The sequence below is a fragment of the Streptomyces roseofulvus genome, assembly GCF_039534915.1.
Lineage (GTDB): Bacteria > Actinomycetota > Actinomycetes > Streptomycetales > Streptomycetaceae > Streptomyces > Streptomyces roseofulvus.
The window spans coordinates 4,998,520-5,018,744 of the sequence record NZ_BAAAWE010000001.1 but is presented as its reverse complement, the minus strand read 5'-3'; the positions used below and the strand labels follow the sequence as shown (position 1 = coordinate 5,018,744).

At 74.5% G+C, this 20,225-nt stretch carries 17 protein-coding genes; 3 read left to right on the top strand and 14 right to left on the bottom strand.

From position 1 onward, the window contains the following. Positions 1-155: 155 nt before the first annotated feature. The 4 genes from ABFY03_RS23295 to ABFY03_RS23280 all read right to left on the bottom strand — a co-directional run bounded on the left by ABFY03_RS23295 (position 156) and on the right by ABFY03_RS23280 (position 3,983). Positions 156-1,145 (bottom strand): malate dehydrogenase, encoded by a 990-nt coding sequence (locus tag ABFY03_RS23295; RefSeq protein ID WP_319010127.1) that lies wholly within the window; start codon positions 1,143-1,145, stop codon positions 156-158. 177 nt (positions 1,146-1,322) lie between these two features. Further along, complete coding sequence (locus ABFY03_RS23290) at positions 1,323-2,414, bottom strand: DUF2690 domain-containing protein (RefSeq protein WP_346170758.1); 1,092 nt, start codon at positions 2,412-2,414, stop codon at positions 1,323-1,325. Positions 2,415-2,635: 221 nt separating this feature from the next. After that, entirely contained in the window at positions 2,636-3,121 is a 486-nt protein-coding gene (locus ABFY03_RS23285) for a DUF3017 domain-containing protein (RefSeq protein WP_319010129.1), read from the bottom strand. 1 nt (position 3,122) lies between these two features. Beyond that, complete coding sequence (locus tag ABFY03_RS23280; RefSeq protein ID WP_319010130.1) at positions 3,123-3,983, bottom strand: bifunctional methylenetetrahydrofolate dehydrogenase/methenyltetrahydrofolate cyclohydrolase; 861 nt, start codon at positions 3,981-3,983, stop codon at positions 3,123-3,125. A gap of 270 nt (positions 3,984-4,253) precedes the next feature. Between ABFY03_RS23280 and ABFY03_RS23275 the strand changes: the two genes are divergently transcribed. Beyond that, positions 4,254-4,817, top strand: a complete 564-nt coding sequence (locus ABFY03_RS23275; protein ID WP_319010131.1) for a hypothetical protein — start codon at positions 4,254-4,256, stop codon at positions 4,815-4,817. 62 nt (positions 4,818-4,879) lie between these two features. Here the strand turns inward: ABFY03_RS23275 and ABFY03_RS23270 are convergent, their stop codons facing one another. The 3 genes from ABFY03_RS23270 to purN all read right to left on the bottom strand — a co-directional run bounded on the left by ABFY03_RS23270 (position 4,880) and on the right by purN (position 8,587). Further along, complete coding sequence (locus ABFY03_RS23270; protein WP_346172289.1) at positions 4,880-6,316, bottom strand: DUF2079 domain-containing protein; 1,437 nt, start codon at positions 6,314-6,316, stop codon at positions 4,880-4,882. A 101-nt stretch (positions 6,317-6,417) separates the two neighbouring features. Beyond that, positions 6,418-7,977 carry a bifunctional phosphoribosylaminoimidazolecarboxamide formyltransferase/IMP cyclohydrolase gene (gene purH / locus ABFY03_RS23265; protein WP_319010132.1) on the bottom strand — a complete coding sequence of 520 codons (1,560 nt, stop codon included), beginning with the start codon at positions 7,975-7,977 and terminating at the stop codon, positions 6,418-6,420. Beyond that, positions 7,958-8,587, bottom strand: a complete 630-nt coding sequence (gene purN / locus ABFY03_RS23260; protein ID WP_319010133.1) for a phosphoribosylglycinamide formyltransferase — start codon at positions 8,585-8,587, stop codon at positions 7,958-7,960. The genes purH and purN overlap by 20 nt, the downstream gene beginning before the upstream one ends. A 218-nt stretch (positions 8,588-8,805) precedes the next feature. Here purN and ABFY03_RS23255 point away from each other — a divergent pair, with 218 nt between their 5' ends. Next, complete coding sequence (locus tag ABFY03_RS23255; protein WP_346170757.1) at positions 8,806-9,537, top strand: hypothetical protein; 732 nt, start codon at positions 8,806-8,808, stop codon at positions 9,535-9,537. On the opposite strand, the gene ABFY03_RS23250 is transcribed toward ABFY03_RS23255, so the two are convergent. Beyond that, a complete protein-coding gene (locus ABFY03_RS23250; RefSeq protein ID WP_346170756.1) occupies positions 9,534-11,015 on the bottom strand; it encodes a cell division protein PerM in 1,482 nt (493 codons plus the stop codon). The genes ABFY03_RS23255 and ABFY03_RS23250 overlap by 4 nt on opposite strands. Positions 11,016-11,134: 119 nt before the next feature. On the opposite strand from ABFY03_RS23250, the gene ABFY03_RS23245 reads away from it, so the two are divergent. Continuing rightward, positions 11,135-12,385, top strand: a complete 1,251-nt coding sequence (locus ABFY03_RS23245) for a helix-turn-helix domain-containing protein (RefSeq protein WP_346170755.1) — start codon at positions 11,135-11,137, stop codon at positions 12,383-12,385. A 78-nt stretch (positions 12,386-12,463) separates the two neighbouring features. On the opposite strand, the gene sucD is transcribed toward ABFY03_RS23245, so the two are convergent. From sucD to ABFY03_RS23215, 6 genes are all read right to left on the bottom strand, one after another. Continuing rightward, positions 12,464-13,348 carry a succinate--CoA ligase subunit alpha gene (gene sucD, locus ABFY03_RS23240; protein ID WP_031009020.1) on the bottom strand — a complete coding sequence of 295 codons (885 nt, stop codon included), beginning with the start codon at positions 13,346-13,348 and terminating at the stop codon, positions 12,464-12,466. A gap of 21 nt (positions 13,349-13,369) precedes the next feature. Continuing rightward, positions 13,370-14,548, bottom strand: a complete 1,179-nt coding sequence (sucC, locus tag ABFY03_RS23235) for an ADP-forming succinate--CoA ligase subunit beta (protein ID WP_319010137.1) — start codon at positions 14,546-14,548, stop codon at positions 13,370-13,372. A gap of 409 nt (positions 14,549-14,957) precedes the next feature. Then, positions 14,958-16,127 (bottom strand): VWA domain-containing protein, encoded by a 1,170-nt coding sequence (locus ABFY03_RS23230; RefSeq protein WP_346170754.1) that lies wholly within the window; start codon positions 16,125-16,127, stop codon positions 14,958-14,960. Then, the gene (locus tag ABFY03_RS23225; RefSeq protein WP_346170753.1) at positions 16,124-18,460 is read right to left on the bottom strand and encodes a DUF5682 family protein; all 2,337 of its coding nucleotides are present in this window, start codon (positions 18,458-18,460) and stop codon (positions 16,124-16,126) included. Before ABFY03_RS23225 ends, ABFY03_RS23230 begins: the two co-directional genes overlap by 4 nt. After that, entirely contained in the window at positions 18,457-19,614 is a 1,158-nt protein-coding gene (locus ABFY03_RS23220; protein ID WP_319010140.1) for an ATP-binding protein, read from the bottom strand. Before ABFY03_RS23220 ends, ABFY03_RS23225 begins: the two co-directional genes overlap by 4 nt. 119 nt (positions 19,615-19,733) lie before the next feature. Then, the gene (locus tag ABFY03_RS23215; RefSeq protein ID WP_319010141.1) at positions 19,734-20,147 is read right to left on the bottom strand and encodes a hypothetical protein; all 414 of its coding nucleotides are present in this window, start codon (positions 20,145-20,147) and stop codon (positions 19,734-19,736) included. Between the last annotated feature and the right edge of the window lie 78 nt (positions 20,148-20,225).

Genomic DNA, 20,225 nt, shown 5'->3' with positions numbered 1-20,225 from the left:
CGCCCGGGGGCTCCGTCACGTCCGGACTCAGATGAGGCCGAGCTCGCGGACCGCGTCGCGCATCGACTCCCGACGCTCCCCTCGCACCGCTCGGCCCCAGGGGGCCTCCCGGGCGTCGGAGAGCTGCGCCCGACTCCGTCCGGCGGGTGGGTGGCTCAGATGAGGCCGAGCTCGCGGACCGCGTCGCGCTCCTCCGACAGCTCCTTGACGGAGGCGTCGATGCGGGCGCGGGAGAACTCGTTGATGTCCAGGCCCTGGACGATCTCGTACGCGCCGTCCTTGCAGGTGACCGGGAAGGAGGAGATCAGTCCCTCCGGGACGCCGTAGGAGCCGTCGGACGGGACGCCCATGGAGGTCCAGTCGCCCTCGGCGGTGCCGTTGACCCAGGTGTAGACGTGGTCGATGGCGGCGTTGGCGGCCGAGGCGGCGGAGGAGGCGCCACGGGCGTCGATGATCGCGGCGCCGCGCTTGGCGACGGTCGGGATGAAGGTGTCGGCCAGCCACGCCTCGTCGTTGACGACGTCGGCGGCGTTCTTGCCGGCGATCTCCGCGTGGAAGATGTCCGGGTACTGGGTGGCGGAGTGGTTGCCCCAGATGGTCAGGCGCTTGATGTCGGTGACCGAGGCGCCGGTCTTCTGGGCCAGCTGCGTCAGCGCGCGGTTGTGGTCCAGGCGGGTCATCGCGGTGAAGCGCTCGGCCGGGACGCCCTTGGCGTTGGCCTGGGCGATCAGGGCGTTGGTGTTGGCCGGGTTGCCGACGACCAGGACCTTGACGTCGTCCGCGGCGTGCGCGGCGATGGCCTCGCCCTGCGGCTTGAAGATGCCGCCGTTGGCGGCGAGCAGGTCGCCGCGCTCCATGCCCGGACCGCGCGGGCGGGCGCCGACGAGCAGGCCGATGTTCGCGCCCTCGAAGCCCTTGTTCGGGTCGTCGAAGATGTCGATGCCCTTGAGCAGCGGGAACGCGCAGTCGTCGAGCTCCATGGCGGTGCCCTCGGCGGCCTTGACGCCCTGCGGGATCTCGAGGAGGCGCAGCTTGACCGGCACGTCCGCGCCGAGCAGGTGGCCGGAGGCGATGCGGAAGAGCAGCGCGTAGCCGATCTGGCCGGCCGCGCCGGTCACGGTGACATTCACGGGAGTGCGGGTCATGGCGATCTCCGTAAGACAAGACAGCTGGCGGTGGGGTTTCCCTGCCCCTGAGGCTGAATACCGCTCCATGATCGATCGATGTCTCGATGTGAAGAGATATCCGGCGGTCAGGCTATCGGACCCGGACCCCTGCGCACCCCCACCCCCTTGTGGTGCGGCTCACCTCGCGGCGCCGTTTCACTCTCCCGTGCAGCCGTCCTCCCCGCCGGCGAGCATCGCGCAGGCGCGGGCGGCGGCGCCGGAGGCGACCGGGATCATCGCGGTGTACGCGTCGGTGTCGCCGCCCTCGGGGACGTTCGCGACCTGGACGGCGGTGCCGTGCTGGACGCTGACCTCGTCGCCCGCGGCCGCCCCGGTGATCCGGGCCCAGGCGGCGGCGCAGACCCCGCTGTACCGGACCTCGACGAAGGCGGGACCGATCCGGGTGCTCGCGACGGTGGTGGCGAGGGGTCCGCCGCAGCCCATCCGCTCCGGGTCCTGTCCGCCGCAGTCGGCCCCGGTGCAGCGGACCCCGTCGGGGAGGCTGGGGGCGGGCTCGGGCGCGACGGTGGTGGCCGACGGGGTCGGGGCGGCGGTGGGCGCCGCGGAGCCGCCCGGGCCGCCGAGGTCGGCGAGGAGGACGGCGGCGGTGACGACGAGCGCGGCCCCGGCGATCCCGGCGGCGTAGAGCAGCGGGGTGGCCCGCCGGGGCTTGCGGGGCACGGATCCGGGGGCGGGGTCGGGCGCGGGGTCGGGGTCGGGCGCGGGTGCGGGTGCCGGGTCGGGGGCGGGTGCCGGGTCGGGGGCGGGTGCCATGGTCGGGCCGTGGGCCGGAGCCGGCGGGACGACCTTCCGGATGCGCAGGGTCCGGTCGGCGGGCGGCGCGTCCTGCGGTCCCGGGCGCGGGTCCGGTACGCCCTCCGGGTCGCGGCGCCCGTCCCGTACGCCGTCCCGCGCCGGGCCGGGGGGCGGCCCCGGGTCCGGGGTCGGCCCCGCCACCGCCACGGCCCGCTCGCGCAGGAGCCGTTTCCAGGCGCGGTCGGCGTGCTCCCACGCGGCGGTGAGGGGGCCGAGGTCGGCGCCGGTGATGTCGGAGAGCGCGACGACGGCGCTCCTCGGCACCGGCCGGCGGGCGTGGAGGAAGGCGTCCCAGTCGGCCCGGTCGTGTCCGGTGCGTTCGACGACGGCGACCACGCCGAGGCCGCTGCGGTCGATGACCAGCCGCAGCCGTTCCACGAACGTCCGCACGTCCGGGTCGAGTTCGCCGGACAGCGCCTTCCACGCCGACATGCGCATCCCCCTCGTCGATGTTCCTCGAAGGATGGCAGCTCCCGGGGGCGAGCGGGACCCCGAACGGAGGGTCCGGATGTACCGGAATGGTCACCTCCGTGCCACAGCGGGCGGCCCGAACTTGCCCTTCGTTGGCGCGTACATGACCCTTGATCACGACGGCGCCCGCCCTCCCACGGGGGAGAGGGCGGGCGTCGTCGTCGCGTTCCCGGCGCGCGGGCTCAGGTCACCGTCAGATGGAGGATGTCCTCCAGGAACGGGATCTTCAGCCAGGGCCTCGGCTGCACCATGAGCGCGAGCAGCACGATCAGCGAGCCCATCACGCCGTACGTGATCATGTCGGTGAAGCGCGAGCGGACCGCGAGCATGCCCACCGAGGGCAGCACCCGCCGCAGCACCGCGCCGAGCAGCAGCGCGGCGCCGACCAGCATGGTCCCGACCCGGAAGGACTGCGGGAAGGGCTCGGTCCCCACCACGAGCAGCCCCACCGCCGCCGTCCCGAGCACGAAGAGCAGCGGCCACTGGCGGGCGGGCGCCGGAGCGCCGCCGCCCGCCGCACGGCCGCCGCCCTCGGGCCGGGCCGTGTCGGTGGTGACGGTCGGCGGCCGGCGCGAACCCCGCACCCGGCGGACCTTCGACACCCGGCCGCGCGGCAGCTCCCGCGGGCCGTCAGGGCTCCCGGGGGTGACCGGGCTCCCCGAGGTCATGTCAGCGCGCCGCGGCCGCGCGCTCCGCGGCCTCGACGACGTTCACGAGCAGCTGCGCGCGGGTCATCGGGCCCACGCCGCCGGGGTTCGGGGAGATCCAGCCGGCCACCTCGGCGACGTCCGGGTGCACGTCGCCCATGATCTTGCCCTCGGCGTTGCGCGAGACGCCGACGTCGAGGACGGCCGCGCCCGGCTTCACGTCCTCCGGCTTGATCAGGTGCGGCACGCCGGCGGCGGCCACGATGATGTCGGCGTTCCGCAGGTGCGCCGAGAGGTCACGGGTGCCGGTGTGGCACTGCGTCACGGTGGCGTTCTCGGAACGGCGGGTCAGGATGAGCGGCATCGGGCGCCCGATGGTGACGCCGCGGCCGACGACGACGACCTCGGCGCCGTTGATCTCCACGCCGTGGGCGCGGAGCAGCGTGACGATCCCGTTCGGCGTGCAGGGCAGCGGGGCGGGCTCGTTGAGGACGAGCCGGCCGAGGTTGGTCGGGTGCAGGCCGTCGGCGTCCTTCGCCGGGTCCATCAGCTCCAGGATGCGGTTCTCGTCGATGCCCTTCGGCAGCGGCAGCTGGACGATGTAACCGGTGCAGGCCGGGTCCTCGTTGAGCTCGCGGACGACCGCCTCGATCTCCTCCTGCGTGGCGGTCGCGGGGAGTTCGCGCTGGATGGAGGCGATACCGACCTGCGCGCAGTCGCGGTGCTTGCCCGCGACGTACTTCTGGCTGGCCGGGTCGTCGCCGACCAGGACGGTGCCGAGACCGGGCGTGACGCCCTGCTCCTTGAGGGCCGCCACACGGACGGTCAGGTCGGACTTGATCGCGGCCGCGGTGGCCTTGCCATCGAGAATCTGGGCGCTCATGGAGGACATCCTCCCGGATGACCCCCGCCTTCTCCCAATTCGCTCCCCGGCCGCTCCCGCCACGGGTTCCGGCGGGCCCGCGCGGGGCGGAGGGAAGGGTTGCACTCGCACAACTCGGGTGGGTTCCGACTGGACAACACCTCTCGGCTCCGACGACGATATCGAGCCAGTGCCGCGGAAAGTGCCGGGGGGAATCCGCTCACGTGCCGTGAAAGTCCCTCCTCGCGGGCCGCGTCCGTCCCCGCACGAGAACTTCACGGAGGAACCCCGATGAGCTTCGGCGACCCGAACAACCCCTACGGCCCGCCGCAGGGCCAGCAGCCGGGGTACGGCTACCCGCAGGCCCCGCAGCAGGGCTACGGCTACCCCGCGGCACCGGGCGCGCCGTACGGCGCCTACCCGGGCGGCATGCCGTACGGCGTGCCGATGGCCATGCCCGGCACCGTCAAGGCGGCGCGGGTGATGCTCTGGATCATCGGCATCCTCCAGATCATCGCCGGCATCGCCCTCGCCGCCATGGGTGGCACGTTCGCGAGCGAGGCGGGTCTCGGCTCCGGCGCCGACGCCGCCGTGACCGGCATCATCGTCGGCGTCGGCGTCCTCGTCGCCGCCTTCGGCATCTGGGGCGTCGTCATCGCCGCCAAGTGCGCGAACGGCGGCAACGGCATCCGGATCTCCGGCATCGTCTACGGCTCGCTGGCCACGGCGGGCGGCCTGGCGAACCTGGCCCAGGGCGAGGGGCGCTCCACCGTCGGCCTGGTGATCGGCATCCTGCTCATCGTCTTCTTCGCGAAGGCGGACGCCGCCGCCTGGTTCAAGCGCCCGCGCTACTGAGCCACGCGGTACGCCGAAGGGGCCCGGTTCCTCCCCGGAACCGGGCCCCTTCGGCGTGTCCGCTACTTCCGCTTCAGCACCGCGAAGCCCTCCGAGCGGTGGACGATCTCGTACGACGCCTCCGGGTGCAACTGCGAAGCCGTGACGGCCGGGTCCGAGGTCTGGCCGGACCAGCCCCGCAGGTCGAGCGCGAGGTAGTCGGGGGTGGCGCCCTTCGAGGTGCCCACCCAGTAGACCGTGTGGTCGGCGGTGAGGTGCGCGAGGAGCGGCACGTCGGCCTCCACGCTCGCCCCCGCGGGGACCGCCGCGACGGCCGCCCGCGCCTGCTCGGCGCGGGGGTCGGCGGCGTACGTCTCGGACTTCAGCAGCTCGCGCAGCGGCAGGTTCGCGGCGAGGGTGAGCGCGACGGCCGTGGCCGCGGCGACGGCGACCTTCCCGTACGCGGCGAGCCAGGGGCGCGGCGAGGTGCGGACCGCGCGGACGGCGTCGACCAGGGCCAGGAAGACGATCGGCATCAGGACCGCGCTGTAGTGCCAGTGCATGCCCCAGTGGTTGGCGTCCTGGGAGACGAAGCGCCAGCCGAGGGTGGGCAGGACCAGCAGCGCCAGCGGGGAGCGCAGCGCGAGGAAGCCGGTGATCGCGAAGAGGTGGAGGACCATCTCCCAGCGGTCGCCGGAGGTGAGGGCGTCGGCGGCGATCTGGACGAAGGAGGTCTCGGCGCCGGTGCCGGTCTTCTCGATCTTGGCCCAGTAGTCGTACTGGCCGAGCTTGCTGGCGGCCGGGATGAGGACCAGGACGGTGAGCGCGAAGAAGGCGGCGCCGAAGGCCGCGAGGGCGGCGCCGAGCTTCTTCTGGCCCTTGAGGGCGAGCACGACGCCGACCATCGCGACCGTGAGCCCCATGTCCTCCTTGACGAGGACGAGCGGCGCCGACCAGGCGACGGCGGCGGTCCAGCGGCCGAGGAGCAGGGCGCGGCAGGTGAGGGCGAGCAGCGGGACGGCGAAGGCGATCTCGTGGAAGTCGGACTTCACCGCCTCCTGGAGGCCCCAGGAGAGCCCGTACGCGACGGTGAGGGCGAGGCCGGTGGCCCGGCTGCCGAGGATCTGCTGGGCCGTGCGGCCGACGATCACGGCGGAGCCGGCGAAGAGCGCGGCCTGCGCGAAGAGCAGCGCGACCGGGGACGGCCAGAGCCAGTAGAGCGGGGCGAGGAGCGCCGTCACCGGGCTGAAGTGGTCGCCGAGTATCGGGAAGCCGGGTCCCTTGATGTCGGAGACGGGCAGCCTGAACTCGGCGTAGGAGCGGACGGCCTGCCCGAAGATGCCGAGGTCCCAGGAGGGGGTGCGGAAGTGGTCGTACTGCACCCAGGAGTAGAGGAAGTACAGGCCGGTGAGGACGGCCGCGATCAGCACGTACGGGAGGTACGGCACGGGCGCGGCGGCGGTGTCCTCGGCGGGCCGTTCGCCGGCGGGATCCGCCGACGGTCGTCTCAGTACGTCCAACACCACGTCTCCACTACTGCCGGCCGGGCCAGGGCCTGACCATTAGACCAGAGACGGCTGTGGGGCCCTCCTGTTCCGGAGGGCCCCGCAGTCGCGTGCCGTCAGTGCGCGAAGTGGCGGGTGCCGGTGAGGTACATCGTCACGCCGGCCTTCTTCGCGGCCTCGACGACGAGCTCGTCGCGCATCGAGCCGCCGGGCTGGACGACCGCCTTCACGCCGGCCGCGGTGAGGATCTCCAGGCCGTCGGGGAAGGGGAAGAAGGCGTCGGAGGCCGCGTAGGAGCCGCGGGCGCGCTCCTCGCCGGCCCGCTCGACGGCGAGCTTGGCGGAGTCGACGCGGTTGACCTGGCCCATGCCGACGCCGACGGAGGCGCCGTCCTTGGCGAGCAGGATCGCGTTGGACTTGACCGCGCGGCACGCCTTCCAGGCGAAGGCGAGCTCGGCGAGCTCCTCGGCGGACAGGGCCTCGCCGGTGGCGAGGGTCCAGTTCGCCGGGTCGTCGCCCTCGGCCTGGAGGCGGTCGGTGACCTGGAGCAGGACACCGCCGTCGACGGCCTTGACCTCGACCTCGTTGACGGGGCCGCGGTCGGCCCTGAGGACGCGGATGTTCTTCTTCTTGGCGAGGATCTCGACGGCGCCGTCCTCGTAGCCGGGGGCGACGACGACCTCGGTGAAGATCTCGGCGACCTGCTCGGCCATCGCGACGGAGACCGGGCGGTTGACGGCGATGACGCCGCCGAAGGCGGAGACCGGGTCGCAGGCGTGGGCCTTGCGGTGGGCCTCGGCGACGTCGGCGCCGATCGCGATGCCGCACGGGTTGGCGTGCTTGATGATCGCGACGCAGGGCTCGCTGTGGTCGTAGGCGGCGCGCAGGGCGGCGTCGGTGTCCGTGTAGTTGTTGAAGGACATCTCCTTGCCGTGCAGCTGCTCGGCCTCGGCGAGGCCGCCCGTGCCGTCGACGTAGAGCGCGGCGCCCTGGTGCGGGTTCTCGCCGTAGCGCAGGACGTTCTTGCGCGCGTAGGTGGCGCCCAGGAAGTCGGGGAAGCCACTGTCGTCGGCGGCGGCGTAGTCCTCGGCGAACCAGGAGGCGACGGCCACGTCGTACGCGGCGGTGTGCTGGAACGCCTCGGCGGCGAGCCGCTTGCGGGCGGTCAGGTCGAAGCCGCCCGCCTGGACGGCGGCGAGGACGTCCGCGTACCGCTCGGGGCTGGTGACGATGGCGACCGACGGGTGGTTCTTGGCGGCGGCGCGGACCATCGACGGGCCGCCGATGTCGATCTGCTCGACGCACTCGTCCGGGGTGGCGCCGGAGGCGACCGTCTCGCGGAACGGGTACAGGTTCACGACGACCAGGTCGAAGGGCTCCACGCCCAGCTCGGCGAGCTGCTCGCGGTGCGACTCCAGGCGCAGGTCGGCGAGGATGCCGGCGTGCACGCGCGGGTGCAGGGTCTTGACGCGGCCGTCCAGGCACTCGGGGAAGCCGGTCAGCTCCTCGACCTTGGTGACCGGGACGCCGGCGGCGGCGATCTTCCCGGCGGTGGAACCGGTGGAGACGAGCTCGACACCGGCCTCGTGCAGACCGCGGGCCAGCTCCTCCAGACCGGTCTTGTCGTAGACGCTGACCAGCGCGCGGCGGATGGGCTTAACGGTGTCCGTGTTCACCGATCTGAACCTTTCGTCCCTCAATGCGGTAGCCGTGCCGGGCGAGGCGCCCCACGACGTCGACGAGCAGCGAGCGCTCGACTTCCTTGATGCGCTCGTGCAGAGCGGCTTCATCGTCCGACTCCCGCACCTCGACCACGCCCTGGGCGATGATCGGGCCGGTGTCGACGCCGTCGTCGACGAAGTGGACGGTGCACCCGGTGACCTTCACGCCGTGGGCGAGCGCGTCACGCACCCCGTGGGCACCGGGAAAACTGGGGAGGAGCGCCGGGTGGGTGTTGACGACCCGGCCGCCGAAGCGGGCCAGGAACTCCTTGCCGAGGATCTTCATGAACCCGGCGGAGACGACGAGGTCCGGCGCGTACGCGGCGGTGGCCTCGGCCAGGGCGCGGTCCCACTCCTCGCGGCTCGCGTGGTCCTTCACCCGGCACACGAAGGTGGGGATCCCGGCGCGCTCGGCCCGCTCCAGACCGGCGATGGCGTCGCGGTCGGCGCCGACGGCGACGATCTCCGCGCCGTAGCCCTCGGGGTCGGCGGCGATGCCGTCGAGCAGGGCCTGGAGGTTGGTACCCGACCCGGAGACCAGAACGACAAGGCGGGCGGCAGCCACTGGGTCACTCTTTCCGTGGTTCTTGTGCGGTCCTACGAACGAATCGTGCCCGTCGATACGGGGAACCCTACGAATGGCTCGACCGTCAGCAACGATACCGGCACACGGGACGGCCCCCACGGGACGGGGGCGGAGGAGGGGGGTAGCGTCAGGGTCCGACGCCGGTGTGCCACCCGGTGCGACGACGGTCACGACGACAGAGGGAAGACGTCCAGCAGATGCCGGATCGCCAGTCCACGAACGACAACAACCCGTTCGCCCCGCCGCCCGAGGGCAAGCCCGACCAGCCGTGGCAGCCGCGCGGGCCGGAGGGCTCGGACGGCCGGGACGGCCGGGACGGCGAGGGCGCCGAGCCGTCGTCGTCGCCCGTGACGGGCTCGTCCGACGGGCGCTGGAGCCCGCGCCAGCCGGGCCGTTCCTCGGACGGGTTCGGGCGCGGTCCGGAGCGCCAAGGCGGCCAGGGCGGCGCCGGCGGCCAGGGGCCGGAGCGGCCGGGGCTGCGCTGGGACCCGACGGACCCTGCCCAGCGGCGGGCGCGGTACGCGGTCCTCGGCGGCATGTGGGCCTTCTTCTTCGCGATCTTCGACATCCCGGAGCTCGCCCTGCTGCTGGGCGCCCTCTCGCTGTACTGGGCGATCAGCTCGCTGCGCGCGAAGCCGAAGCCGGCGGTCGAGGTGTCGCCGGAATCACAGGCCGCGTCCCAGCCCTCGGGACGGCCGTCCACGGCGTCGGGCGCCCCGAACCCGGCCCGCTCGATGCGGACGGCGGCGATCAGCGGCCTGGTGGCCTCGGCGGTGGCCCTGGCGATCGTGGGCCTCGGCTTCACGATGCAGCTGGTCTACAAGGACTTCTACGAGTGCCGGGACGACGCCCTGACCCACGCGGGCGCGGTCGCCTGCAACGACCTGCTGCCCAAGCCGCTGCGGGACGGCTTCGGGGTGCGCGACTAGTCGGGCGCCCCCGGCTCGCTCCCGTCCGCCCCGGTCGTCCCCGACGGCCGGGGCGGTTCCGTGCGCGGGGCCGGCGGGACCGGCGGGGGCGCCGGGGTCAGGGGGGTCTCCCAGGAGGCGGGGAGGTAGTCGTACGGCTCGTAGCCCTCGTCGTCGAGGGGGAAGCCGGGGTCGGGCCGTTCCGCGGCGGCGGGCGAGGCGGCCGGGACGGCCGGGGCACCTGCCGCGGCCGGGACCGGCTCCGGGGTCCTCGGCCGCTTCGGCGGCTTCGGGATCCGGGGCCTCCTGATCCGGGGCTCGCGGCGGCCCCAGGCCCGTACCGCCAGCGCCGTCGGCAGGCCGACGCCGACCCCCCACAGCACCGCCGCCGCGCCCGCCTGCCACCACACCGGGCCGAAGGCGAGCAGCCGGCCCGAGCCGAGCGGGCCGCCGGCCGCGCCCGCGAGGACCGCGACCGCCGCTCCGGAGGCCCAGGACGCGCCCAGCGCCGCGAGCGCCGTCTCACGGGCCTGGCCGGTGCCGGTCGCCCGGCCCACCGAGCGGCCGAGCGCCACCGCCGCGACCAGCGGCACGGCCGCCGCGGCCCACTGCGGCCAGCCGCCGCGCCCCTCCGGCGGCAGCGCCGCGAGGAGCGGGAAGGGCGGCACGGCGGGGTCGCCGACGAGACCGAGCGGGGTCGCGAGCGCGCCCGTGCCGAGGGCGAGGCCGGGCCCGAGGCCGTACGCCGCCGCCCAGACCGCCGCGTTCGGCACCAGGGCGAGCACGAGCAGGGCCAGCGTCACCCGTCCGGACCACTCCCCCGCGAGACCCTCGTACGAGGCCCGCGCCGCGCCGGCGTGCCAGACCAGCGAGGTCCCCGCCAGCACCGCCCCGCCGGCCAGCAGCGCCGCCAGCCCCGTGCCCGCGCCGCGCAGCGCGGCCGCCGCCTCCTCCCGGCCGGGCAGCGGCCGGCCCAGCGCGGTCCAGACGCCGGCGCCCGCCGCGCCGAGCACCACGCCGGGCAGCCACAGTCCGGCGGTGATCAGGTCGGCGGGCAGCGGGCCGCTCTCGCTGTAGACCACGATCACGGCCGCGACCAGCAGATATCCCCCGGACACGGCGCCGAGCGCGCCGGCCGGCGAGGGGCGCGGGCGGCTCGCGTCGGCGGGGTCGAGGGTGGACCGGGCGGTCCGGAAGACCAGCCACACCGGCAGCACGGCCGTCAGCAGCGGCACGATCCCGAGCGTCGCGGGCACCCCGCTGAGGGTGTCGGTGCGGACCAGGTCCACGCCGTGGGCGAGCAGCCACAGCCCGGCGGCGAGGTGGAGGGCGCCGTCGGCGCCGCTGTCGGGGAACGGCGAGCCGATCCAGGCGACGATCACCAGGACCGCGAGCGCGCCCACGCCGAGGCCGGCGGCGACCCCGCCGCGGACGCAGGCGGTGGCGAAGGCGGCGGAACGCCCGCCCTGGACCAGGGAGTGCTCGGTCAGCTGGGTCACGGGGCCATGCTGCCAACGACACGCGCTTTCGCGGCGTAACAGGCAAACATCCGTTGTGTCGCTCAAGATACGTTTATGTACTTTTCCGCCCAGAGGCGTGCTGCGGGAGGTCGACGCCGATGAGCCAGACGAGCCGGGGCGGCGACACCGCGCCCCCCTCCACCGCCACCGCGCTGCCGACGCCGAAGGAGCGGCGCCGGCTGCGCGAGGCGCTCGCGCTGAGCGAGGAGCAGGTCGCCGAGGCCTTGGGCGTCACGAAGGCCACGGTCAAGGCATGGGAGACCGGCCGTTCCTCTCCCCGCGGCCGCAAGCGCGAGGCGTACGTGCGGCTGCTCAGCGGCGCGCCCGCCGACCGGGGCCCGACCCCCGCCCCCACCGGCAACGTGCGGCCCAGGGCCGCCGCCAGACGCGCCGCCAAGCCCCCCACGGCCCCCGCCCGCACGCCCGCCGTCGCCGCCGCCCCCGGCCGGCGCGCCCCGGCCCGGCCCGAGGAGCGCCTGAAACCCGAGCCGCAGCCCGAGCCGGAAGCCGCCCAGGCCCCGCCTCCGGCCCCCGTCCCGGAACCGTCCGGGCTCACCCCCGAGCAGGCGTTCGACGCGCTGTACGGGCACGCGGCCCCCGGGCTCGTCCACCAGACGTATCTGCTCACCGGGCGCCGCGGACTCTCCCGGGAGGCCGTCGAGCACGCCTTCCGCCACGCCTGGGAGCACTGGCCCGAGGTGGCCGTGGACGCCGACCCGGTCGGCTGGGTGCGGGCGGCGGCGTACGAGTACGCCCTCTCGCCCTGGCACCGGCTGCGCCGCGCCCACAAGCACCCCGACGCCCCGCCGACCGAGGCCGGACGGCGCGCGCTGCTCGGCGCGCTGCTCGACCTGCCGGCGCCGTACCGGCGGACCGTGCTGCTCTACGACGGGCTCGGGCTCGACCTGCCCGACACGGCCGCGGAGACGGAGGCGAGCACCCCGGCCGCCGCCAACCGGCTGCTGTACGCGCACGCGTCGATCGGCCGGGCGGTGCCGGAACTGGCCGATCCCGAGGCGCTGCGGCGCCGGCTCGCCGCGCTGGTCGCGGAGGCGCCGACGGCGACGCTGCCGGAGGCACGCGCGGTCCGCGGCGGCAGCGAGCAGCGGGCCCGGCGGATGACCCGGACGGTCGCCGGGGTGACGGCGGCCCTCATCGGCGTCACGGCCCTGACGGCGGCGACGGCACCGACCCGCTACATCCCGGACATCGCGCCCGGGCAGGTCGTGAACGGCGTCCCGGTGCGCGGCGGGCCGCAGAAGCTCGGCGAGGAGGACGTGGAGCTGCGCGACAGGCTGCGGTCCGAGCCGAACCCGGGTCCGGAGCGGCTGGTCCCCTTCACGGGGTAGCCGACACGCGAGTGGGCCCCGCCCCCGCCCGGTCTCCCGGGAGGGGCGGGGCCCACTCGCCTACGGTCTCGCCGTGCTTCAGCCCGCGAGGATGGCGCGCGCCAGCTTGGCGGTCTCGGTGGGGGTCTTGCCGACCTTCACACCGGCGGCCTCCAGGGCCTCCTTCTTCGCCTGGGCGGTGCCGGAGGAGCCGGAGACGATGGCGCCGGCGTGGCCCATGGTCTTGCCCTCGGGCGCGGTGAAGCCCGCGACGTAGCCGACGACCGGCTTGGTGACGTTGGCCTTGATGAAGTCGGCCGCACGCTCCTCGGCGTCGCCGCCGATCTCGCCGATCATGACGATCAGGTCGGTGTCGGGGTCCGCCTCGAACGCCGCGAGGGCGTCGATGTGCGTGGTGCCGATGACCGGGTCGCCACCGATGCCGACGGCGGAGGAGAAGCCGAGGTCACGGAGCTCGTACATCATCTGGTACGTCAGCGTGCCGGACTTCGAGACCAGGCCGATGCGGCCCGGCTTCGTGATGTCGCCCGGGATGATGCCGGCGTTGGACTGGCCCGGGGTGATGAGACCGGGGCAGTTCGGGCCGATGAGGCGGGTCTTGTTGCCCTTCTCCACGGCGTACGCGTAGAACGCGGCGGAGTCGTGGACGGCGATGCCCTCGGTGATGACGACGGCGAGGGGGATCTCGGCGTCGATCGCCTCGACGACGGCGGCCTTGGCGAAGGCCGGCGGCACGAAGAGGACCGAGACGTTGGCGCCGGTCTTCTCCATGGCCTCGGCGACGGAGCCGAAGACCGGGACCTCGGTGCCGTCGAAGTCGACGACGGTGCCGGCCTTGCGCGGGTTCACGCCGCCGACGATGTTGGTGCCGTCACCCAGCATGAGCTTGGTGTGCTTCATGCCCGTGGCACCGGTCATGCCCTGGACGATGACCTTGCTGTCCTTGTTGAGGAAGATAGCCATGGCTGTTCTGTCCCTCTTCCCTTACTTCGCAGCCGCGAGCTCGGCGGCCTTGTCGGCCGCGCCGTCCATGGTGTCCACGCGCTGCACCAGCGGGTGGTTGGCGTCCGACAGGATCTTGCGACCCAGCTCCGCGTTGTTGCCGTCGAGGCGCACGACCAGCGGCTTGGTGACCTCCTCGCCCTTCGAGGCGAGGAGCTCCAGGGCCTGCACGATGCCGTTGGCGACCTCGTCGCAGGCGGTGATGCCGCCGAAGACGTTGACGAACACGGACTTGACGTCCTTGTCGCCCAGGATGATCTCCAGGCCGTTCGCCATGACCTCGGCGGAGGCGCCGCCGCCGATGTCGAGGAAGTTGGCCGGCTTCACGCCGCCGTGGTTCTCACCGGCGTACGCGACGACGTCCAGGGTCGACATGACCAGGCCGGCGCCGTTGCCGATGATGCCGACGGAGCCGTCGAGCTTCACGTAGTTGAGGCCCTTGGCCTTGGCGGCGGCCTCCAGCGGGTCGGCCGCGGCCTTGTCCTCCAGGGCCTCGTGCTCCGGCTGGCGGAAGTCGGCGTTGGCGTCCAGGGAGACCTTGCCGTCGAGGGCGATGACCTCGCCGGAGGCGACCTTCGCGAGCGGGTTGACCTCGACGAGGAGGGCGTCCTCGGCGACGAAGGTCTTCCACAGCGTCACGAGGACGTCGGCGACCTTGTCCGCGACCTCGGCCGGGAACTGGGCGGCGGCGACGATCTCGCGGGCCTTCTCGATGTCGACGCCCTTGTTGGCGTCGACCGGGACCTTGGCGACCTTCTCGGGGGTCTCCTCGGCGACCTGCTCGATGTCCATGCCGCCGGCGACGGAGGCGATGGCGAGGAAGGTGCGGTTGGTGCGGTCGAGGAGGTACGAGACGTAGTACTCCTCGACGATCTCCGGAGCGGTCTCCGCGATCATCACCTTGTGGACCGTGTGGCCCTTGATGTCCATGCCCAGGATGTCCGTCGCGCGGGCGACGGCCTCGTCCGGGGTGGCGGCGAGCTTGACGCCGCCGGCCTTGCCGCGGCCGCCGACCTTCACCTGGGCCTTGACGACCGACTTGCCGCCAAGACGCTCGGTGGCCTCGCGCGCCGCCTCAGGCGTGTCGATGACTTCACCGGCCAGCACCGGTACACCGTGCTTGGCGAAGAGGTCCCTCGCCTGGTACTCGAACAGGTCCACGCGCGTCCCTTTTCTAGATGATCGCGGTTCGTTGTCTGCGTGGGCGTGCCGCGGAGGGCAACGTGACTGCGCTGTCACTAGGGAGGCGTACACGGTGTCCGTGGACGCGGCATGTCCGTCTCGCAGGTTATCCCCGTGGGACGTGGGTCCCTAAATCGCAGATCACAACCGGGCGGTGATACGGGTCACAGAACGTAGGGACGAGGGGGCTGTCCGTGGACCTCCGGCCGGACCCCTCCGGGCCCGACGAGGCAGGCGGGGGACGGGGGTTGCGCCCCTCACGCCACGCCGGTGCGGCAGGTGAGGGGCGGCCCGCACCGGATGTGATATGGGCCTCAGTCGGCCCCCGGGCACCCGTCCGGGTGGCCCGGCGGCGACGGATTCCGCACGCGTCCGGTGGGCGTACGGATCAGGCGGTGTCGGGTATCGGCAGCGGCCGCTTCTCCAGGGCGGCGGCCATCACCTCGGGGAAGAGGTCGGGGGTGCAGGCGAAGGCGGGGGCGCCGAGGGCGGCGAGTGCGGCGGCGTGGTCGCGGTCGTAGGCGGGGGCGCCCTCGTCGGAGAGCGCGAGCAGGGCGACGAACTGCACGCCGGACGCCTTCATCGCGGCGACCCGCTTCAGCATCTCGTCGCGGATCCCGCCCTCGTACAGGTCGCTGATGAGGACGACGACGGTGTCGGCGGGGCGGGTGATCCGGGACTGGCAGTAGGCGAGGGCCCGGTTGATGTCGGTGCCGCCGCCGAGCCGGGTGCCGAACAGGACGTCGACGGGGTCGTCGAGGGCGTCGGTGAGGTCGACGACGGCGGTGTCGAAGACGACGAGCCGGGTGGCGACGGCCTGGAGCGAGGCGAGGACGGCACCGAAGACGGAGGCGTAGACGACGGAGGCGGCCATGGAGCCGGACTGGTCGATGCAGAGCACCACCTCCTTGCGGACCGCCCGGGAGGCGCGGCCGTGGCCGATCAGACGCTCGGGGACGACCGTGCGGTGCTCGGGGAGGTAGTGCTTGAGGTTGGCCCGCAGGGTGCGGTCCCAGTCGATGTCCCGGTGGCGGGGGCGGCTGATCCGGGCGGTGCGGTCGAGGGCGCCGGTGACGGTCGCCCGGGTACGGGTCGCGAGCCGGGCCTCCAGGTCGGCGACGACCTTGCGGACGACGGCCCGGGCGGTCTCGCGGGTGGTCTCGGGCAGCGCCTTGTTCAGCGACAGCAGGGTCCCGACAAGGTGGATGTCGGGCTCGACGGCCTCCAGCATCTCCGGCTCCAGGAGGAGCGCGGCGAGCCCGAGCCGGTCGATGGCGTCGCGCTGCATGACCTGCACGACGGAGCTGGGGAAGTAGCTGCGGATGTCGCCGAGCCAGCGGGCGACGGAGGGCGCGGAGCCGCCGAGCCCGCCCCTGCGCTCACCGCCGCCGTCCCGGCCGTCCCTGCCGTCCCTGCTGTCGTAGAGGGCGGCGAGGGCGGCGTCCATGGCGGCGTCGGTGCCGGACAGGGCGCGGCCGGTGCCCTCGGCCGCGGCGCCGCCGAGGACGAGCCGCCAGCGGCGGAGCCGCTCGTCGGCGGGGGCTGCGGTGTGGCTCATGCGGATGCCTCCGTTGCGGTCGCCTGCGGGTCGGGGACGCCGAGGACGAGGTGGAGCAGGGGCAGGACGCCGTCGGCGCGCTCCTCGTCGAGCACGGCGGCGAAGCCCGGGACGAGGGCGGCCGGGCCGGGGGCGGCGGCCTCGGGCCCGCGGGCGACCAGCTCGCCGAGGGTGCGGCGCACCCCGGGCTCGTACGCCCCGAAGGTGCGCCGCAGCAGCGGCAGGACGTCGGTGAACGCCTCGGCGGGTACACCGGCGAGCCAGCCGTCGAGGAGGGCGAGGAGCCGCTCGTCGTGGACGAGGAGCAGGCCGCCGCCGGACCCGCCGACGAAACCGTCGATCCAGGCGGCGGCGTCGGCGGGCGGGGTGCCGGGCGAGAGGGCGAGGCCCATGAGCCGGGCGGTCTCGTCGTCCGGGAGCCCTCCCTCGTCGAGCAGGGTCCGTGCCGCCCGGCCCCGGATGACGCCGGGCACCCGCTCGGTCTCGGCGAGCCGCCGCAGCACCGCGGCCCAGCGGGCGGCGAGGGTCCCCGGCCCGGTGGCGCCGGCCGGTTCCGGGAGGAGGCCGATCGCCGTGTGGACGGCGTCCAGGCGGTCCCGCATCTGCGCGGCGGCGTCGGCGTCGAGGTGGACGCAGGCGGGCGGGAGGCCCACGCAGATCCGCTCGGCGAGTCCGGCGGCGACGCCGGCGAGGGCGGCGGTGTCGGTGCCGCGCACGTCCCCGTACCGCAGGGAGCGGGCGAGGGCGGGGAGCGCGTCGGCGAGGTGCGCCACGTCGGTGTCGAGCGCGGCCCGGTCGGCGAGGGCGCCCAGGACGGCGGGGAGGGCGTCGGTGAGCCCGGCGAGCAGGCACCGCTCGGCGAGGGCGGTGATCGCGCCGAGGGTGTCCGCGGCGAGCGCGCGGGACTCGGCCCGGGCGGTGGCGGCGGCCTCGACGGTGGTGCCCCAGACGCCGGCCTCGGCGACCCGGACGTGCAGTTCGGGCTGCCAGCGCAGCCGCCAGGACTCGCGGAAGGTCCCGGTGCCGGTGCGTCCGGCGGTGGGTTCGCCCCAGTCGACGCCGAGGAGCCGGAGCCGGTGCAGGAGGCGGCTGCGGGCGGCGTCGGTCTCGCCGCGCAGGTCGAGGTCGAGTGCGCGCTCGTCGGCCTCGGGCTTGAGGCGGAGGGAGCGCTGGAGCCGGTTGAGGTCGCGCTGGAGCGGGACGGCGGGGGCGGCGGGCGGGACCTCGCCGAGGACGTCGCCGACGACGAGCCGGTCCCGGACGAGGGCGAGCGGCACGTCGGAGCCCTCGCAGAGGACGGCCCGGACGGCGTCGGTGGTCTCGTCGAGCCCGGGGCGGGGCCGGCCGCGGAAGGCGGCGAGGGTCTCGGCGAGCCGGACGGCCTCGATGACGTGGGCGGAGGAGACGGGGTGGTCGGCCTCGCGGAGCAGAGCGGCGACCTTGGTCATCCAGCGTTCGACGGGCCGGTCGGGGGCGGCGAAGAGGTGGCCGTACCAGCCGGGGGACTCGATGCCGGCGCCGTATCCGGAGCGGCGGGCGAGCCGGCGGTGGGTCCAGGGGACCCAGGTCAGTTCGGCCTTCACCTTGGGCAGGCCCCTGAGGAGGGCGCGGTCGGCGGTGACCGTGGCCCGCCGGGCGAGCGCGGGCACGTGCCAGGCGCCGCAGACGACGGCGACGGCGTCCCCGAACTCCTTGCGGGCGGCGCGCAGCCGCAGCCGCATGTGGGCCTCGCGGACGAGGTCGCGCGGGTGTCCGCCGTGGCCGTACCGCTCGCGGAGGGCGGTCATGGCGTCGGCGAGGGCGGCGAAGGGGGCGAGCGGGTCGGTGTCGCCGCGGAGTTCGACCACGTCCTCCCACCACTGCTCGGGGTCCTCGCGGCCGGCGGCACGGGCGAGTTCGGCGAGCGGGTCGATCCGGCCGGCGCCGTCGGCCTCGTCCTCGCCGTCGCCCCAGGTGGGGTCGGAGGCGGCGAGGGTGTGGGCGGCGGGCAGGTCGGCGAAGCGGACCGGGACGTCCCGGTCGAGGGCCCAGCGGACGGCGGTCCACTCGGGCGAGAAGGCGGCGAAGGGCCAGAAGGCGGCCCGGCCGGGGTCGTCGGCGGCGTGCGCGAGGAGGGCGACCGGCGGCCGCATCTCCGGGTCGGCGGCGAGGGCGACGAGCCCGTCCGCCTCGGCGGGTCCCTCGATCAGCACCGCGTCGGGCCGGGCCGCCTCCAGGGCGGCGACCACTCCGCGCGCGGAGCCGGGTCCGTGGTGCCGCACCCCGAGCAGCAGGGGCCAGGCCACCCGCTCGCGGGCGTCCGCCGCGGCGGGTGCCGTGGCGAGGGCCGTCATGCGCTCACCTCGCGGCAGGCGCGGTAGAAGTCCTTCCAGCCGTCGCGCTCTCTGACCACGGTCTCCAGGTACTCCTGCCAGACGACGCGGTCGGCGGCCGGGTCGCGGACGACGGCGCCGAGGAGTCCGGCGGCGACGTCGGAGGGGCGCAGCACGCCGTCGCCGAAGTGGGCGGCGAGCGCGAGGCCGCCGGTGACGACGGAGATGGCCTCGGCGGTGGAGAGCGTCCCCGAGGGGGACTTGAGCCGGGTCCGGCCGTCGGCGGTGACGCCGTCGCGGAGTTCGCGGAAGACGGTGACGACCCGCCGGATCTCCTCGACGCCCTCGGGCAGGGCGGGCAGTTCCAGGGAGCGGCCGAGCTGTTCGACCCGGCGGGCGACGATGTCGACCTCGTCCTCGGGGCTGGCGGGCAGCGGCAGCACCACGGTGTTGAAGCGGCGGCGGAGTGCGCTGGAGAGGTCGTTGACGCCCCGGTCGCGGTCGTTGGCGGTGGCGATCAGGTTGAAGCCGGGGACGGCCTGGACCTCCTCGCCGAGTTCGGGGACGGGCAGGGTCTTCTCGGACAGGATCGTGATGAGCGTGTCCTGCACGTCGGCGGGGATGCGGGTCAGTTCCTCGACGCGGGCGGTCGCCCCCCGGTCCATGGCGCGCATGACGGGGCTGGGGACGAGGGCGGCGCGGCTGGGGCCCTCGGCGAGCAGCCGCGCGTAGTTCCACCCGTACCGGATGGCTTCCTCGGGGGTGCCGGCGGTGCCCTGGACGAGCAGGGTGGAGTCGCCGCTGACAGCGGCCGCCAGGTGCTCGGAGACCCAGGTCTTGGCGGTGCCGGGGACGCCGAGGAGGAGCAGGGCCCGGTCGGTGGCGAGCGTGGTGACGGCGACCTCGACGATGCGGCGGGGGCCGACGTACTTGGGCGTGATCACGGTGCCGTCGGGGAGCGTGCCGCCGAGGAGGTAGGTGGCGACGGCCCGCGGCGAGAGGCGCCAGCGGGCGGGCCTGGGGTGGTCGTCGGCGGCGGCGAGCGCCGCGAGTTCGTGGGCGAAGGCGTCCTCGGCGTGGGGCCGGAGGGCCTCGGCGGCGGGCCGCCGCCGGCCCGGGCCGGTGTCCGTCACGGCACCGGCGCCGGGCTGCGGGATGGTTTCGGGCACGGTCATGGATCCCCCTCCAGATCGTTCGACCTGCTGTGCGATCCACGGTGCACCACGGCACTGACAATCGGCTTCCGCCGCAGGTCGGAGGGGGGTTTCGGGCCCGAAGAGCGGGTCGGGAGGGGTCAGTTGAAGACCGGGGAGACGGCGACGCAGCCGCCGGCCATGGCCAGCTCGCCCTTGGCCTCCTTGATGACCTTGCCCTGGTAGACGACCTTGCAGACGAGGTCGGCGGGCTTGGTGGTGACCGGCATGACGGCGGGCGGCATGATGCCGTGCAGCTTCACCGTCTTGCTCCACGGCGTGGTGGGCTTCTTCTCGGTCTCGACCTGGGGCTGCATGGCGGTGCCGTCGCCGGCGTGGTACTCGATGGACGTGACGTCGGTGCCGGTGACCTCGTAGGTCACCTCGTAGCTCTCGGTCACGGCCTTGTCGACCTCTTCGGCGGCCTTGTCGGCCGCCTCGGAACAGGCTCCGAGTCCGAACGCGAGGCCGAGGGCGGCGAGGGCCGAGACGGCGGTGCGGACGGTGCGGTTCATGGTGGTACTCCCCCTGCACGGGTCAGTGCGGTTGCAAGGTCGCGCGCTGGTTCGCGCGAGCCCGCACAGCACCGTAAA

Coding starts and splice junctions, on each gene's coding strand:
- ABFY03_RS23295 (WP_319010127.1), bottom strand. CDS start 1,145: ATGACCCGCACTCCCGTGAATGTCACCGTGACCGGCGCGGCCGGCCAG.
- ABFY03_RS23290 (WP_346170758.1), bottom strand. CDS start 2,414: ATGTCGGCGTGGAAGGCGCTGTCCGGCGAACTCGACCCGGACGTGCGG.
- ABFY03_RS23285 (WP_319010129.1), bottom strand. CDS start 3,121: ATGACCTCGGGGAGCCCGGTCACCCCCGGGAGCCCTGACGGCCCGCGG.
- ABFY03_RS23280 (WP_319010130.1), bottom strand. CDS start 3,983: ATGAGCGCCCAGATTCTCGATGGCAAGGCCACCGCGGCCGCGATCAAG.
- ABFY03_RS23275 (WP_319010131.1), top strand. CDS start 4,254: ATGAGCTTCGGCGACCCGAACAACCCCTACGGCCCGCCGCAGGGCCAG.
- ABFY03_RS23255 (WP_346170757.1), top strand. CDS start 8,806: ATGCCGGATCGCCAGTCCACGAACGACAACAACCCGTTCGCCCCGCCG.
- ABFY03_RS23245 (WP_346170755.1), top strand. CDS start 11,135: ATGAGCCAGACGAGCCGGGGCGGCGACACCGCGCCCCCCTCCACCGCC.
- sucD (WP_031009020.1), bottom strand. CDS start 13,348: ATGGCTATCTTCCTCAACAAGGACAGCAAGGTCATCGTCCAGGGCATG.
- ABFY03_RS23230 (WP_346170754.1), bottom strand. CDS start 16,127: ATGAGCCACACCGCAGCCCCCGCCGACGAGCGGCTCCGCCGCTGGCGG.
- ABFY03_RS23225 (WP_346170753.1), bottom strand. CDS start 18,460: ATGACGGCCCTCGCCACGGCACCCGCCGCGGCGGACGCCCGCGAGCGG.
- ABFY03_RS23220 (WP_319010140.1), bottom strand. CDS start 19,614: ATGACCGTGCCCGAAACCATCCCGCAGCCCGGCGCCGGTGCCGTGACG.
- ABFY03_RS23215 (WP_319010141.1), bottom strand. CDS start 20,147: ATGAACCGCACCGTCCGCACCGCCGTCTCGGCCCTCGCCGCCCTCGGC.